Source organism: Sphingomonas sanguinis (assembly GCF_019297835.1).
Lineage (GTDB): Bacteria > Pseudomonadota > Alphaproteobacteria > Sphingomonadales > Sphingomonadaceae > Sphingomonas > Sphingomonas sanguinis_D.
In genome coordinates, this window is the sequence record NZ_CP079203.1 from 913,523 (window position 1) to 926,641 (window position 13,119).

The following is a 13,119-nucleotide window of genomic DNA, read 5'->3' on the forward strand; positions in this document are numbered from 1 at the left end:
GCGCGCGTATCCCATGGCAACCAAACTCCCTACTCCGCCGCGTGTCGGCATGGTCTCGCTCGGCTGTCCCAAGAATCTGGTCGACAGCGAACGCATCCTGACCCAGCTGCGCGCCGACGGCTATCAGATGTCGCCCGACTATGCCGGGGCCGATGTCGTGCTGGTCAACACCTGCGGCTTTCTCGACTCCGCCAAGGAGGAGAGCCTGGAGGCGATCGGCGAGGCGATCAAAGAGAATGGCCGCGTCATCGTGACCGGCTGCATGGGCAAGGAAGCCGAGGCGATCCGTACCCGCTTCCCGGACGTGCTCGCGATCACCGGCGCGCATGAATATGAACAGGTGGTCGAGGCCGTGCACGCCGCCGCGCCCGCGAACCTGTCGCCCTATATCGACCTGATTCCCGATGCGGGCCTGAAGCTGACCCCGCGTCATTACAGCTATCTGAAGATTTCGGAGGGCTGCAACCACCGGTGCAGCTTCTGCATCATCCCCAGCTTGCGCGGCGATCTGGTCAGCCGCCGCCCCGACGCGATCCTGCGCGAGGCGGAAAAGCTGGTCGCGGCGGGCACGCGTGAGCTGCTGGTCATCAGCCAGGACACCTCGGCCTACGGCATCGACATCCGCAAGGAACCCCGGATGTGGAAGGGGCAGGAGGTCGTGCCGCACATGACCGACCTCGCGCGCGAACTCGGCAAGATCGCGCCATGGGTACGCCTGCACTATGTCTATCCCTATCCGCATGTGGATCAGGTGATCCCGCTGATGGCGGAAGGCTTGGTGCTGCCCTATCTGGACATCCCGTTCCAGCATGCCGCGCCCTCTGTGCTCAAGCGCATGAAGCGTCCCGGCAACGACGCCAAGGTGCTGCAGCGCATCCATCAGTGGCGCGACATCTGCCCCGACATCGCCATCCGCTCGACCTTCGTCGTCGGCTTCCCCGGCGAGACGGAGGAGGATTTCGAATATCTGCTCGACTGGCTGGATGAAGCCCAGCTCGACCGCGTCGGTGCCTTCCGCTTCGAGCCGGTCGAGGGTGCCTCTGCCAACGCCCTGCCTGATCACGTCCCTGAAGAGGTGAAGGAAGAGCGTTACGCGCGGATCATGGAAAAGACCGCCGCCATCTCGGCTGCCAAGCTCGCCGCCAAGGTCGGCCGCACCCTGCCCGTCATCATCGACGCGGTCGATGAGGAAGGCGGCGCGACTGGTCGCTCTCAGGCGGATGCGCCGGAGATCGACGGCGAAGTCTTCCTGCGCGACGCCGGGCATCTGTCGGTCGGCGACATCGTGAAGGTCGCAATCGAGGATGCCGACGACCACGACCTGTACGGCGCTCCCGTCACAGGAAACGGATAAGCATCATCACCAGGCCGACCATCGACACCAGATAGGCCAGCGACCGCACATAGCGGACGCCGAAGATGTAGAGCGGCACATAGGCGACCCGCGCGAGGAACCACACCCACGCGCCGGTCGCCGCGATCCCACCGCTTTGCCCCTTGACCGCCAGCCCTAGCGCCAATGCGATAAAGATCGGCCAGGTCTCGCGAAAATTGGCCGAGGCGCGTTCGGCCCGTCCGGCATAGCGCCCCAACGGCGCAGGCGTGCCGTCGCGTGGGCCCGCGTTCCAGCCGATGCCCCGGTCCAAAGTCGCCAGTTGCGATTGCAGCGCGATGTGGATGAACAAGAGAATGATCGACCAGCCGAGGATGGTCAGTTCGGTGGTCATTCCGGTTCCCCCCTTATGATACCACCCCGGCGAAGGCCAGGGTCCAGATGCACGCCGCCCAAGGCACGCGATACCCTGTCCAACGCAAGGCGCCGCAACTGGACCCCGGCCTTCGCCGGGGTGACGCGGAAATTTATGCCCCCCTCCCTTCAGCCTGAGCGTAGTCGAAGGCCAAGGGCAACGCTCTCCACGCGCCTCCGACCACGCTCGACGAAAGGTGTAGCGTGGGCTTCGACTTCGCTCAGCCTGAACGGAGGGGGGTGCTGGGACCAGTATCCCAACAGCCGTTCAGGCTGAGCGAAGTCGAAGCCTAAGCCCCACACCACCACCCCCGTTGCGCCGCCACCGCAAACCTGCTTCGTTGGCGCGCATGAGATACCCCACCCTGCTGGCGGCGATCGCGTTCATCGCCCCCGCCCCGCTGCTCGCCCAGGCCCTGACCCCGGCGGAAACCCAGAAGATCGATGCGCTGGTGACGAAGACGCTGGCCGATACCGGCGTTCCCTCCGCCTCGATCGCGGTGGTGCGCGGCGGCAGGATCGTGCTCGCCAAGGCCTATGGCAAGCAATTCGAGGGGCAGACCGGCCCCGCCGATCCCAAGCTCCCCTATCAGATCGCCTCGGTGTCGAAGCAGTTCACCGCTACCGCCGTCCAGTTGCTGGCGGACGACGGCAAGCTCTCGCTGGACGACACGGTGTCCAAATATGTGCCGGGCATCACGGACGGCGACACGATCACCATCCGCCAGCTGCTGAGCCACACTTCGGGCCTGCGCGACTATTGGCCGCAGGACTACAGCTTCAAGGCGATGGCGACGCCGACCACGCCGCAGGGCATCGTCGACCGCTGGGCCAAGGCGCCGCTCGACTTCCGGCCCGGCACGCAATGGCAATATTCCAACACCGGTTATGTCGTCGCGGGCATGATCGTCGAGAAGGTGTCGGGCCAGCCTCTCCTTCAATTTCTTCAGACCCGCGTCTTCCAGCCGCTGGGCATTCGCGCGCTGGATCAGGACAAGGCGGTCGGTCCGGGCTTCCCACAGGGCTATCTGCGCCATGCGCTCGGCCCCGTCCGGGTCGAGACGCCCGCCGCCCCCGGCTGGCTCTATGCGGCGGGCGAGCTGTCCATGTCGCCCCAGGACCTTGCCAAATGGGACGTGGCGCGGATGAACCGCACGCTGCTGCCCGCAAAGGACTGGGCGGAGCAGGAAAATCCCGTCAAGCTGGCCGACGGCTCGAACACCGATTACGGGCTGGGCGTGGGCGTCGGCACCGCCGATGGCCGCCGCTTCGTCGAGCATAGCGGCGAAGCGGTCGGCTTCCTGACCGAGAATATCGTCTATCCCGACGACAAGGCCGCCGTGGTGGTCGCGGTCAACGCGTGGTTCGCCGACGCGCAGAGCCGGATCGCCAAGGGCATTTCCGACATCGTCCTGCCCGCGCCCCAGGCCAATGCGGAGGACGCCGCCGCGCTCGACCGGACCAAGCGGGTGTACGCACAGCTACAGGCGGGCCAACTCGACCGTGCGCTGCTGACCGAGGATGCGGCCTATTATTTCATGCCGACGACGCTGGCCGATTATCGGACCAGCCTGTCGCCCCTGGGGGCGCCGACCAAGATCGAACAGGCGGGGCGCACGCGCCTGCGCGGTGGGTTCGTCAACCGCTCCTACCGCGTAACCTATCCCAACCGAACGCTGCGGATCAGCACCTATGCCGAGCCGGGTGCGAACGGAAAGATCGAACAATTCCTCGTGAGCCCCGCCGAATGACCGACTTCGCCCCCCTGCTCCAGCCCGATCGCGGCCAGCCCGCCCGGACGATCACCCTGCTGACCGCCGAGGGCTTCGCCGACTGGCTCGCGCGCCAGCCCGTCGCCACTCGCACGCTGGCGACGGCGCAGCGTTTCGCCGCCAAGCCCGATACGCATCTGCTCGTACCCCATGATGGCGAGGTGGCGGTGGTCGCGGGGGTCGCAAAGGCAACCGGGCCGTGGGCGCTGGCTAAGCTGGCCGAAGCGCTGCCCGATGGCCAGTATCGGCTCGACGACGCGGAGGTCGGTGCGAACGCGCTGGGCTGGCTGCTCGGCCAGTATCGCTTCACCCGTTATCGCAAGGGCGATGACAACGGCCCTCGCGTGCTACTTACCCGCGATGTCGCGCACCGGGACGAGGTGATCCGCCTCGCCGCCGCAACCGCTCAGGTCCGCGATCTGGTCAATACGGGTGCTGGCGATCTCGGCCCGGCCGAGCTGGAGGAGGAGGCGGAAGCGCTGGCCCGCATCCATCACGCGCAGCTCATGGTAACGAGCGGCGAGACGCTGGCCCGCGACTATCCCATGATCCATGCGGTCGGTCAGGCCGCGACCCGCGAGCGCAGCCCCCGGCTGATCGAGCTGCTCTGGGGCGATCCCGCCCATCCGCGCATCGCGATCGTCGGCAAGGGCGTGTGTTTCGACACCGGCGGGCTGGACATCAAGCCCTCGGCCGGAATGCGGTTGATGAAGAAGGACATGGGCGGCGCGGCGCACGCACTGGCGCTGGCGAGCCTGGTCATGGCGGCGCGGTTGCCCGTGCGGCTTCACCTGCTCATCCCGGCGGTCGAGAATGCCGTGTCGGGCGCGTCCTTCCGCCCCGGCGATGTGCTGAAGACGCGCAAGGGCCTGACGGTCGAGAACACCAATACCGACGCCGAGGGCCGGTTGATCCTGGGTGACGCGTTGACCCGCGCGGGGGAGGAGAAGCCCGAACTGATCCTCGACTTCGCGACGCTGACCGGCGCGGCGCGCGTGGCGCTCGGCCCCGACCTGCCGCCGCTGTTCACCGATGACGAGGCGCTAGCGGCGGACCTGCTGACGGCGGCGGCGGCCGAGGACGACCCCGTGTGGCGGATGCCGCTATGGGACGGTTACGACGACATGCTGAAGTCCGACATCGCCGACATGGTCAATGCGCCGGATGGCGGCTTTGCCGGGGCGATCACGGCAGCGCTGTTCCTGCGACGCTTCGTGCCCAAGGGCACGGCCTGGGCGCATCTGGACGTCTTTGCATGGCGGCCCTCGGGCAAGCCGGGGCGACCCAAGGGGGGCGATGCCTATGCCCTGCGTGCGGCGTATCGGATGTTGAAGGGGCGGTATTCGGGGGCTTGAGGCGAGGTTCGGGGCGTGCGCTTCGACTTCGCTCAGCGTGAACGGTTGTGGGGTTTAGACCAACAACCCAACCTCCGTTCAGCCTGAGCCCTTCGGCTGGCTGGCAAGCCAGCCGCTCAGGATAAACTTCGGCGCTACGCGCCGAAGTCGAAGGCCACGCCACCAACAGCCATTATAATCCCGCCGCCGCCTGGATGATCGGCACGAACTTCGCCGCCGTCAGGCTGGCCCCACCGACCAGCGCGCCGTCGACATTCTCGACCGCCAGCAGCACGGCCGCGTTCTCGCCCGTCACCGAGCCGCCGTACAAAATCCGTACCCCATCCGCCGCATCGCCGATCAGCATCCGCAGCTTGGCGCGCGCGATCGCGTGGATGCTGGCGATCTCGTCCACCGTCGGCGTCCGCCCCGTCCCGATCGCCCAGCGCGGTTCATAGGCCAGCGTGAACCAGCTGCCGTCCGCATTGTCGGGCACCGACTTCTCGATCTGCGCCTGCACCACCCGTTCCGCGCGCCCCGCATTGCGCTCCGCCTCGGTCTCGCCGCAGCATAGGATGACGTTCAGCCCCTGGCGATGCGCCGCCGCCGCCTTGGCCCAGGCGTCCTGGCTGGTCTCCCCCTGATCGGCCCGGCGTTCGGAATGGCCGACGATGGTGAAGCTCGCCCCCGCTTCCTTCACCATGCCAGCCGAGACACAGCCGGTATGCGCCCCCGAATCGCGCTCATGCACATCCTCCGCTCCGATGGCGAGGCCGGGCGCGCGGTCGGCGGCGGGGGCGATCAGGGTAAAGGGCACCGCGACCGCCACATCGACGTTCGGCGCAGCCTTGGCAGCCTTTGCGATGGCGTCCAGCTCAGCCAGCGCCGCGCGCGAGCCGTTCATCTTCCAGTTGCCCGCCACCAATTTGCGCCGTGCCATATGAGGCTCCCCGATTGAGTCGTATGTTATACGTGTTCAACACCGATAGCGGATCGTGGATTTCGCACAAGCTTGATGCCGAGCGACCTCGCCCCTAAAGCGGGACACGTTTTTGTCTTTGCCGATCGGTCGTCCATGCTCAGCTTCTTCCGCCGGATCATCAATTCCAAGGCCGGCGTCGTCGTCACCTTCATCGTGCTGGGCGTGATCGCGATCGCGTTCGCGGCCGGTGACGTCACCAACATCGCCGGTATGGCGGGCGGCCTGAACGGCTCCGACGTCGCCAAGGTCGGCAGCGCGAAGGTGACCGCCAACGACCTGCGCACCGCTGCCCAGAACGAGGTCGCGGCCTATCGCCAGGAACAGCCGGGCCTCGACATGGCGCAGTTCATCGCGGCGGGCGGGTTCGAGGGCGTGCTCCAGCGCGAGATCACCGGCCTGGCGCTCGAACAGTTCGGCAAGCAGCAGGGCATGGTCGTCTCGCGTCGTCTGGTCGATGGCCAGATCGCCTCGATCCCGGCATTTCGCGGCCCCAATGGCCAATTCGATCCGGCGCTTTACCAGCAGCTTCTGGCACAGCGGAAGATGACCGACGCGCAGGTCCGCACCGATATCGAGCGTTCGACCTTCGCGCAGCAGCTGACCATCCCGACCATCGGCGCGACGCAGTTCGCGACCCAGATGGCGCTGCCCTATGCCTCGCTGCTCCTCGAAAAGCGGCAGGGTGAGGTCGGCTATATCCCGACGCGTCTGGTACCCGCAGGGGCCGCGCCGAGCGATGCCGACATCCAGACCTTCTATAACCGCAACGTCCAGCGCTACACGCTGCCGGAGCGTCGTGTGGTCCGCTATGCGGTCGTCAATCCCGCCGCCGTCGCCGCCCAGTCGGTGCCGAGCGATGCGGAGATCGCGCGTTATTACCAGAGCAACCAGTCGCGCTATGCCGCCACGCAGAAGCGAGACGTGACCCAAGTCATCGTCGCCGATCAGGCGGGTGCGAACGCGCTGGCGGCCAAGGCCAAGGGCGGCACTTCGCTGGCCGACGCCGCGCGCGCCGCTGGGCTTGAGGCTTCGGTGCAGAAGGGCGTCGTCAAGGCCGCCTATGCCGCGCAAAGCTCGGCCGCCGTTGCCGATGCCGTATTCGGCGCGGCGCAGGGCGCGGTCGTCGGCCCGGTTCGCGGGACGCTGGGCTTCGTCGTCGCCAAGGTCGATGCGATCACCCAGGTTCCCGGCAAGACGCTGATCCAGGCGCGCCCCGAAATCGTCGCCGAGCTGACCAAGCAGAAGCAGGCCGCAGCGCTCGGTGAAATGCGCAACGCCATCGAGGACTCGCTGTCGGGCAATGCCACCTTCGACGAGGTGGTCGCCGACCGCAAGCTGAAGGCGGAGACGACCCCGGCCGTCACCGCGCAAGGCGCCGCGCCCGACGCGCCCGCCTTCCAGCCGACGCCGGAACAGCGCGCGATGATCACCGCCGCCTTCACCGCCGAGCAGGGCGACGCGCCGCAGATCGTGCCGATCGGCCAGGATGGTGGCTTCGCCGTCGTCGGCATCGGCCAGATCCAGCGCTCCGCCCCGCGTCCGCTGGCGCAGGTCCGTAGCCAGGTCCTCGCTGACCTGACCGCCGACCGCGAACGTGCGGCCGCCCGCAAGCTCGCCAATGCCGTGCTCGCCAAGGTGAACAAGGGCATGCCGATGGCGCAGGCGCTGAAGGAAACCGGGCTGGCGGTGCCGCCGGTGCGTCCGATCGCCGCGTCGCGTCGCGATCTGGCCGCCGCGCAGAACTCGCCCGCCGCCGCGCCGCTCGCGCTGCTGTTCTCGATGCCGCAGAACAAGGCCCGCACGCTGGCCGCGCCGCAGAACGAAGGTTGGTACATCATCCGCGTGACGAAGATCGAACCGGGCAACGCCACCGGCAACGACGCCGCGATCCGCGCCGCGCGCGCCGATATCGGTCGTCTGGTCGGCCGCGAATATGTCTCGGAATTCGCGCGCGCGGTTCGCGACACCGTCGTCGTCAAGACCGATCCCAAGGCGATCGCCAAGACCCGCTCGGAGCTGCTGAACAATGGAGGCAACTGAGCGCAACGCGGCTGAGCGGCTGGCGGACGGCCAGCCGCAGCTGATCTGGCGTCGGCAGATCGCCGACACCGAAACGCCGGTCGCCGCAGCCCTCAAGCTGATCGAGCCGGGTCGCGGCGACTTCCTGCTCGAGTCGGTCGAGGGCGGCGCAACGCGCGGGCGCTACAGCCTGATCGGCCTCGCCCCCGACCTCGTCTTCCGCGCCGAGGGTCATGCCGCCGCGATCAACCGCCATTGGGCAACCGATCGCGAGGCATTCAAGCCGTGCGACGCGCCGACGCTGGCGGCTCTGCGTACGCTGGTCGCGGAATGCCGGGCCGAAGTGCCCGAGGGGCTACCCTCGGTGCTGGCCTGCCTGGTCGGCTATTTCGGTTACGAGACGGTGGGGCTGGTCGAGACTTTGCCCCAGCCCGAGGTCGATCCGCTCGGTCTGCCCGACATGATCTTCGTGCGGCCGACCGTCATTCTGGTCTTCGACCGGCTGGCCGATGCACTCTATCTCGTCGCGCCGGTGTGGCCCGATGCGTCGCGCGATGCCGCGCGGATGATCGCGGACGCGGAGGAGCGGCTTGACGCCACCGCCGCGCGGCTGGCCGCCGCGACCCTGCCCGCGCCCGCGCGTGCGGAATTGCCCGAACCCGCCTATGAGCCTGCGCTCGCCCCCGGTCGCTATGCCGAGATGGTCGCGCGGGCGAAGGATTATATCGTCGCAGGCGACATTTTTCAGGTTGTGCTGGCGCAGCGTTTCTCTGCACCCTTCACCCTTCCGCCATTCGAGCTGTATCGCAGTCTGCGGCGGATCAACCCCTCGCCCTTCCTCTATCATCTCGACCTGCCGGGCTTTTCGCTGATCGGGTCGAGCCCGGAAATCCTAGTCCGCGTCCGCAACGACGAAGTGACGATCCGCCCGATCGCGGGCACCCGTCCGCGCGGCAAGACCCGCGCGGAAGATGCCGCCAACCGCGACAGCCTGCTCGCCGACCCCAAGGAACGCGCCGAGCATCTGATGCTGCTGGACCTCGGCCGCAACGATGTCGGCCGCGCCTCCTCGGCGGGCAGCGTGCGCGTGACCGACAGCTATACGGTCGAGTTCTACAGCCACGTCATGCACATCGTCTCCAACGTCGTCGGACGGCTGGGCGAGGACAAGGACGCGCTCGACGCGCTGTTCGCGGGCTTCCCGGCGGGCACGGTCAGCGGCGCGCCCAAGGTTCGTGCCTGCCAGATCATTGCCGAGCTGGAGCCGGAGCGGCGCGGTCCTTACGCGGGCGGCGTCGGCTATTTCTCGCCCGACGGCTCGATGGACTCGTGCATCGTGCTGCGGACGGCGGTGGTCAAGGACGGCACCATCCATGTCCAGGCGGGCGCGGGCATCGTTGCCGACAGCGACCCGGCCTATGAACAGCGCGAGTGCGAGGCCAAGGCAGGCGCGATGCTCGCCGCCGCGCGCGACGCGGTGGCGCGGGCTGGCGAAGGTGGTTTCGGCCAATAGATTGAGGCCAGCTCGCCGCTATCGACGAGCATAACCACACACCCGTTCAGCCTGAGCGAAGTCGAAGGCCAACGGAAAATCCGAGCAACACATCCAGCGGCTCAGCCTCGGCGTGGCCTTCGACTTCGCTCAGGCGGAACGAAGGTTGGAGCTAAGGACATCCTCAGCCCTAAGTTTCGCGATAAGGAACGCGGGCAGGCAGTTCGCCCCCTTACTCCCCGTCAGCCGCAGGCGGAGTCGCCTCCGCCTTCCGCGCACGGCGGTCGGCCTGATATTGCTGGTTCCACATGATGCTGCATCCGCTCTGGCCACCCGTGCCGACCGGCGAGCAGGTATCCGGAATGCCGCCCGCCACGCGGCCCACCTGATCGATCGTCGCGGCGCGGTTGACCCAGCTCTGGTTCTGCGCCGGGATCGGCTTGTCGTCGCGCAGGGCCTTGGGAATGCGATAGGGTTCGTCGTCGCGGCCGCAGACCACGATCTCGTCCGCCGTGCTCTCAGGGCATTTCTGATTGCCGGTCAGCGTGACGTTGCGCACCCGCTTGGGCGGCTGTCCGGTGCTGGCCTGCGCCTCCTGGCCCGAGGTCGCCGATTGCTGGCCCGCCTGCTGGGCGAACACCGTACCGGGGGTCAGCAACAGGGCGGCGATCAGGGCGGCTCGAACCATGGTGACGAAAACTCCTTATGGTCTGACAACGTCGGACGCCCCGCATGGCTCCATGCTGAACGAAGCCCGGTTGCGGCCGATTTCCGGCGGAATTGCGGCGCTATGTCGCATCCTCCCGCGATACGCCAGCGTCGCAAGCCTGTCCCCGCCCGGCGCGGTCGGCTTCAACGGGGGCGTTGCACCGCCCGCGCGATCGGCTATGGCGGTGCCATGATCCTGGTCGTCGACAATTACGACAGCTTCACCTGGAACCTCGTCCATTATCTTCAGGAATTGGGCAGCGAGGTAGAGGTGGTCCGCAACGACGCGATCTCGGCGGGCCAAGCGCTCTCGTCGGGGGCGCAAGCCTTTCTCATCTCCCCCGGCCCCTGCACGCCGACCGAAGCGGGCGTCAGCCTGGACCTGGTCGCCGCCGCCGCCGATGCGGGTCGGCCGCTGCTGGGCGTGTGCCTGGGCCATCAGGCGATCGGCCAGCATTTCGGTGGCTTGGTCGAGCGTGGCGGGCTGATGCATGGCAAAACCTCGCCGGTGCTGCATGACGGGACCGGGCTGTTCCGGGGGCTGCCATCGCCCTTCACCGCGACGCGATATCACTCGCTGATCGTCAACGACGTGCCGGACAGCCTGGTCGTCAATGCGCGCGCCGAGGATGGCACGGTAATGGGCTTCCGCCATGCGACGCTGCCAATCCACGGCGTCCAGTTCCACCCCGAAAGCATCGCCACCGAATATGGCCATGCGATGCTCGCCAATTTCCTGCGCGAAGCGGGCGTGGCGCATGAGCTGCCCGAGCGGCTTCGTCCGCCGGTCGAGGACGCGGCGTGACGACCATCGCGCTCCTCCCCGATGCCGTAAGTCCTTTGTCGCGAGAGACGGCCGCCGCCGCCTTTGCCGACATATTGGACGGCCGGGCCGAGGATGAGGCGATCGCCGCCTTCCTGATCGGCCTGACCGAGCGCGGCGAAACCTCGATCGAAATTGCCGAAGCTGCGCGCGCCATGCGCCAGCGGCTGATCCCGATCGAAGCGCCAAAGGGCACGATCGACGTCTGCGGTACCGGCGGCGACGGGCATCATACGCTCAACGTCTCGACCGCCGTGTCGCTGGTCGTCGCGGCGCTCGGCGTGCCGGTCGCCAAGCATGGCAATCGCGCCGCCTCGTCCAAGGCGGGCGCGGCCGACACGCTGGAAGTGCTCGGCCTCGATATGGAGCGCGCAGGCGCCGTCGCGCAGGCCAGCCTCAATGATATCGGCATCGCCTTCCTGTTCGCCGCCAACCACCACCCGGCGATGGCGCGGATCACCCCGATCCGGCGCGCGATCGGGCGGCGGACGATCTTCAACCTGATGGGTCCGCTCGCCAATCCCGCGCATGTCGGGCGGCAGCTGATCGGCATCGCGCGTCCCGACTATGCGACCGTCTATGCCGAGGCGCTGGAGCAGCTGGGGGCCGAGGCGGCGCTGGTCGTGTCGGGCGAGGAAGGGCTGGACGAGCTGTCCGGTGCAGGCCCCAGCATCGCGGTCTCGGTCGGCGACATTACCGCCCCCGCTACCATTACCCCGGAGGATGCGGGCCTCCCCCGCCATCCCATCACCGCCATTCGTGGCGGCGACGCGCGGCACAATGCCGAGGCGCTTCGCCGTCTTCTCGCCGGGGAGCCGGGCGCGTATCGCGACGCGGTTCTCCTCAATGCCGCCGCCGCGCTGCTGGTCGCCGGGCATAGCACCGACCTGGCGCAAGGCGCGGTCGCCGCCGCCCGCGCCATCGACACCGGCGAGGCCGCGGCGCTTCTCGATCGATGGATTGCTTACCGATGACGATGCTCGACCGCATCCTGGAAACCAAGCGCGCCGATGTCGCCGCGCGCAAGGCAACCATGTCGCACGCCGATCTGGACACCAAGATCGCCACCGTCTCCGCCCCGCGTGGCTTCCGCGCCGCGCTGGATGCCAAGACCGGCCATTCCCTGATCGCCGAGGTGAAGAAGGCCAGCCCGTCCAAGGGCCTGATCCGCGCCGATTTCGATCCCCCCGCCCATGCCCGCGCCTATCAGGCCGGGGGCGCCGCCTGCCTCTCGGTGCTCACCGACGAGCGCTGGTTCCAGGGGGCCGACATCTTCCTGGAACAGGCCCGCGATGCCGTATCGATCCCGGTGCTGCGCAAGGACTTCATGGTCGATCCGTGGCAGGTACACGAGTCGCGCGCGCTGGGGGCGGATGCGATCCTCATCATCGTCGCCGCGCTCGACGACACCCAAATGCAGGAGATCGAGGCCGCCGCGATTGAATGCGGTATGGACGCGCTGGTCGAGGTCCACGATGCCGCCGAGATGGAGCGCGCCGCCCGGCTGAAGTCGCGGCTGATCGGGGTGAACAATCGCGATCTCAGGGACTTCACCGTCGATTTTCAGCGGACCTATGAGCTCGTGGCACACGCCCCCGCGGGCAGCACGTTCGTTGCCGAAAGCGGGCTGACCAGCCGCGAGGATCTGGACGCGATGGCTGCGCACGGCATCCATTGCTTCCTGGTTGGCGAAGCGCTGATGCGCCAGCAAGACGTCGAGGCGGCGACCCGCGCGCTGATCGGATGACTGGCCTCACCCATCTCGACGAAGAAGGCTCGGCGCGCATGGTCGATGTCGGGGCCAAGGCGGTCACGGCGCGACAGGCGGTAGCACAGGGCCGCATTACCATGACGCGAGACGCCGCCGCCGCAATCCGCGCGGGCAGCGTCCAGAAGGGCGATGTACTGGCGGTCGCGCGGGTGGCGGGCATCATGGCCGCCAAGAAGACCAGCGACCTCATTCCGCTCTGCCATCCCCTGCCGCTCAGCAAGGTCGAGATCGACCTGGCGCTGGACGAGGAAGGCGTGACCGCCACCGCCACCGCCGCCATGGCGGGTCAGACCGGTGTCGAGATGGAGGCGCTGACCGCCGTGTCGGTGACGCTGTTGACCGTGTACGACATGGCAAAGGCCCTCGATAAGCGCATGACGATCGGCGATATTCGCCTGATCGCCAAGACCGGCGGCAAGTCGGGCGACTGGCACGCCTGACGCCTCCGATCGCGGGGGAACGGACGCTGCG

At 67.8% G+C, this 13,119-nt stretch carries 12 protein-coding genes; 9 read left to right on the plus strand and 3 right to left on the minus strand.

Annotated elements, in window-relative coordinates:
• Window positions 1–13: 13 nt before the first annotated feature.
• Window positions 14–1,354 carry a 30S ribosomal protein S12 methylthiotransferase RimO gene (rimO, locus tag KV697_RS03975; protein ID WP_219020195.1) on the plus strand — a complete coding sequence of 447 codons (1,341 nt, stop codon included), beginning with the start codon at window positions 14–16 and terminating at the stop codon, window positions 1,352–1,354.
• Here rimO and KV697_RS03980 read toward each other — a convergent pair.
• Entirely contained in the window at window positions 1,338–1,727 is a 390-nt protein-coding gene (locus tag KV697_RS03980; protein WP_219020196.1) for an MAPEG family protein, read from the minus strand. The genes rimO and KV697_RS03980 overlap by 17 nt on opposite strands.
• 370 nt (window positions 1,728–2,097) lie before the next feature.
• Between KV697_RS03980 and KV697_RS03985 the strand changes: the two genes are divergently transcribed.
• Together KV697_RS03985 and KV697_RS03990 are read left to right on the plus strand one after the other, a co-directional pair.
• Window positions 2,098–3,498, plus strand: a complete 1,401-nt coding sequence (locus KV697_RS03985) for a serine hydrolase domain-containing protein (protein ID WP_219020197.1) — start codon at window positions 2,098–2,100, stop codon at window positions 3,496–3,498.
• Entirely contained in the window at window positions 3,495–4,874 is a 1,380-nt protein-coding gene (locus tag KV697_RS03990; RefSeq protein WP_219020198.1) for a leucyl aminopeptidase family protein, read from the plus strand. Before KV697_RS03985 ends, KV697_RS03990 begins: the two co-directional genes overlap by 4 nt.
• A gap of 172 nt (window positions 4,875–5,046) precedes the next feature.
• On the opposite strand, the gene tpiA is transcribed toward KV697_RS03990, so the two are convergent.
• A complete protein-coding gene (gene tpiA / locus KV697_RS03995) occupies window positions 5,047–5,793 on the minus strand; it encodes a triose-phosphate isomerase (RefSeq protein ID WP_219020199.1) in 747 nt (248 codons plus the stop codon).
• A 135-nt stretch (window positions 5,794–5,928) separates the two neighbouring features.
• Between tpiA and KV697_RS04000 the strand changes: the two genes are divergently transcribed.
• On the plus strand, window positions 5,929–7,875 hold the full coding sequence (locus KV697_RS04000) for a peptidylprolyl isomerase (RefSeq protein WP_219020200.1): 1,947 nt from the start codon (window positions 5,929–5,931) through the stop codon (window positions 7,873–7,875).
• A complete protein-coding gene (gene trpE, locus KV697_RS04005) occupies window positions 7,862–9,367 on the plus strand; it encodes an anthranilate synthase component I (RefSeq protein WP_219020201.1) in 1,506 nt (501 codons plus the stop codon). Before KV697_RS04000 ends, trpE begins: the two co-directional genes overlap by 14 nt.
• A 211-nt stretch (window positions 9,368–9,578) precedes the next feature.
• Here trpE and KV697_RS04010 read toward each other — a convergent pair whose 3' ends face one another.
• Window positions 9,579–10,034, minus strand: a complete 456-nt coding sequence (locus KV697_RS04010; protein ID WP_219020202.1) for a hypothetical protein — start codon at window positions 10,032–10,034, stop codon at window positions 9,579–9,581.
• Between the two features lie 210 nt (window positions 10,035–10,244).
• On the opposite strand from KV697_RS04010, the gene KV697_RS04015 reads away from it, so the two are divergent.
• Genes KV697_RS04015 through moaC form a run of 4 tightly spaced genes read left to right on the plus strand, consistent with a single transcriptional unit; the run spans window position 10,245 to window position 13,088 of the window.
• On the plus strand, window positions 10,245–10,859 hold the full coding sequence (locus tag KV697_RS04015) for an anthranilate synthase component II (protein WP_219021231.1): 615 nt from the start codon (window positions 10,245–10,247) through the stop codon (window positions 10,857–10,859).
• Complete coding sequence (gene trpD, locus KV697_RS04020; protein ID WP_219020203.1) at window positions 10,856–11,851, plus strand: anthranilate phosphoribosyltransferase; 996 nt, start codon at window positions 10,856–10,858, stop codon at window positions 11,849–11,851. The genes KV697_RS04015 and trpD overlap by 4 nt, the downstream gene beginning before the upstream one ends.
• Entirely contained in the window at window positions 11,848–12,624 is a 777-nt protein-coding gene (gene trpC, locus KV697_RS04025) for an indole-3-glycerol phosphate synthase TrpC (protein WP_219020204.1), read from the plus strand. Before trpD ends, trpC begins: the two co-directional genes overlap by 4 nt.
• Complete coding sequence (moaC, locus tag KV697_RS04030; protein WP_219020205.1) at window positions 12,621–13,088, plus strand: cyclic pyranopterin monophosphate synthase MoaC; 468 nt, start codon at window positions 12,621–12,623, stop codon at window positions 13,086–13,088. Before trpC ends, moaC begins: the two co-directional genes overlap by 4 nt.
• Window positions 13,089–13,119: the final 31 nt, after the last annotated feature.

Bases quoted from the DNA above. Each gene is read 5' to 3' on its own strand.
- KV697_RS04010 (WP_219020202.1), bottom strand. From the start codon at position 10,034: ATGGTTCGAGCCGCCCTGATCGCCGCCCTGTTGCTGACCCCCGGTACG.
- KV697_RS04000 (WP_219020200.1), top strand. From the start codon at position 5,929: ATGCTCAGCTTCTTCCGCCGGATCATCAATTCCAAGGCCGGCGTCGTC.
- rimO (WP_219020195.1), top strand. From the start codon at position 14: ATGGCAACCAAACTCCCTACTCCGCCGCGTGTCGGCATGGTCTCGCTC.
- KV697_RS04015 (WP_219021231.1), top strand. From the start codon at position 10,245: ATGATCCTGGTCGTCGACAATTACGACAGCTTCACCTGGAACCTCGTC.
- KV697_RS03985 (WP_219020197.1), top strand. From the start codon at position 2,098: ATGAGATACCCCACCCTGCTGGCGGCGATCGCGTTCATCGCCCCCGCC.
- moaC (WP_219020205.1), top strand. From the start codon at position 12,621: ATGACTGGCCTCACCCATCTCGACGAAGAAGGCTCGGCGCGCATGGTC.
- tpiA (WP_219020199.1), bottom strand. From the start codon at position 5,793: ATGGCACGGCGCAAATTGGTGGCGGGCAACTGGAAGATGAACGGCTCG.
- trpC (WP_219020204.1), top strand. From the start codon at position 11,848: ATGACGATGCTCGACCGCATCCTGGAAACCAAGCGCGCCGATGTCGCC.
- KV697_RS03990 (WP_219020198.1), top strand. From the start codon at position 3,495: ATGACCGACTTCGCCCCCCTGCTCCAGCCCGATCGCGGCCAGCCCGCC.
- KV697_RS03980 (WP_219020196.1), bottom strand. From the start codon at position 1,727: ATGACCACCGAACTGACCATCCTCGGCTGGTCGATCATTCTCTTGTTC.
- trpE (WP_219020201.1), top strand. From the start codon at position 7,862: ATGGAGGCAACTGAGCGCAACGCGGCTGAGCGGCTGGCGGACGGCCAG.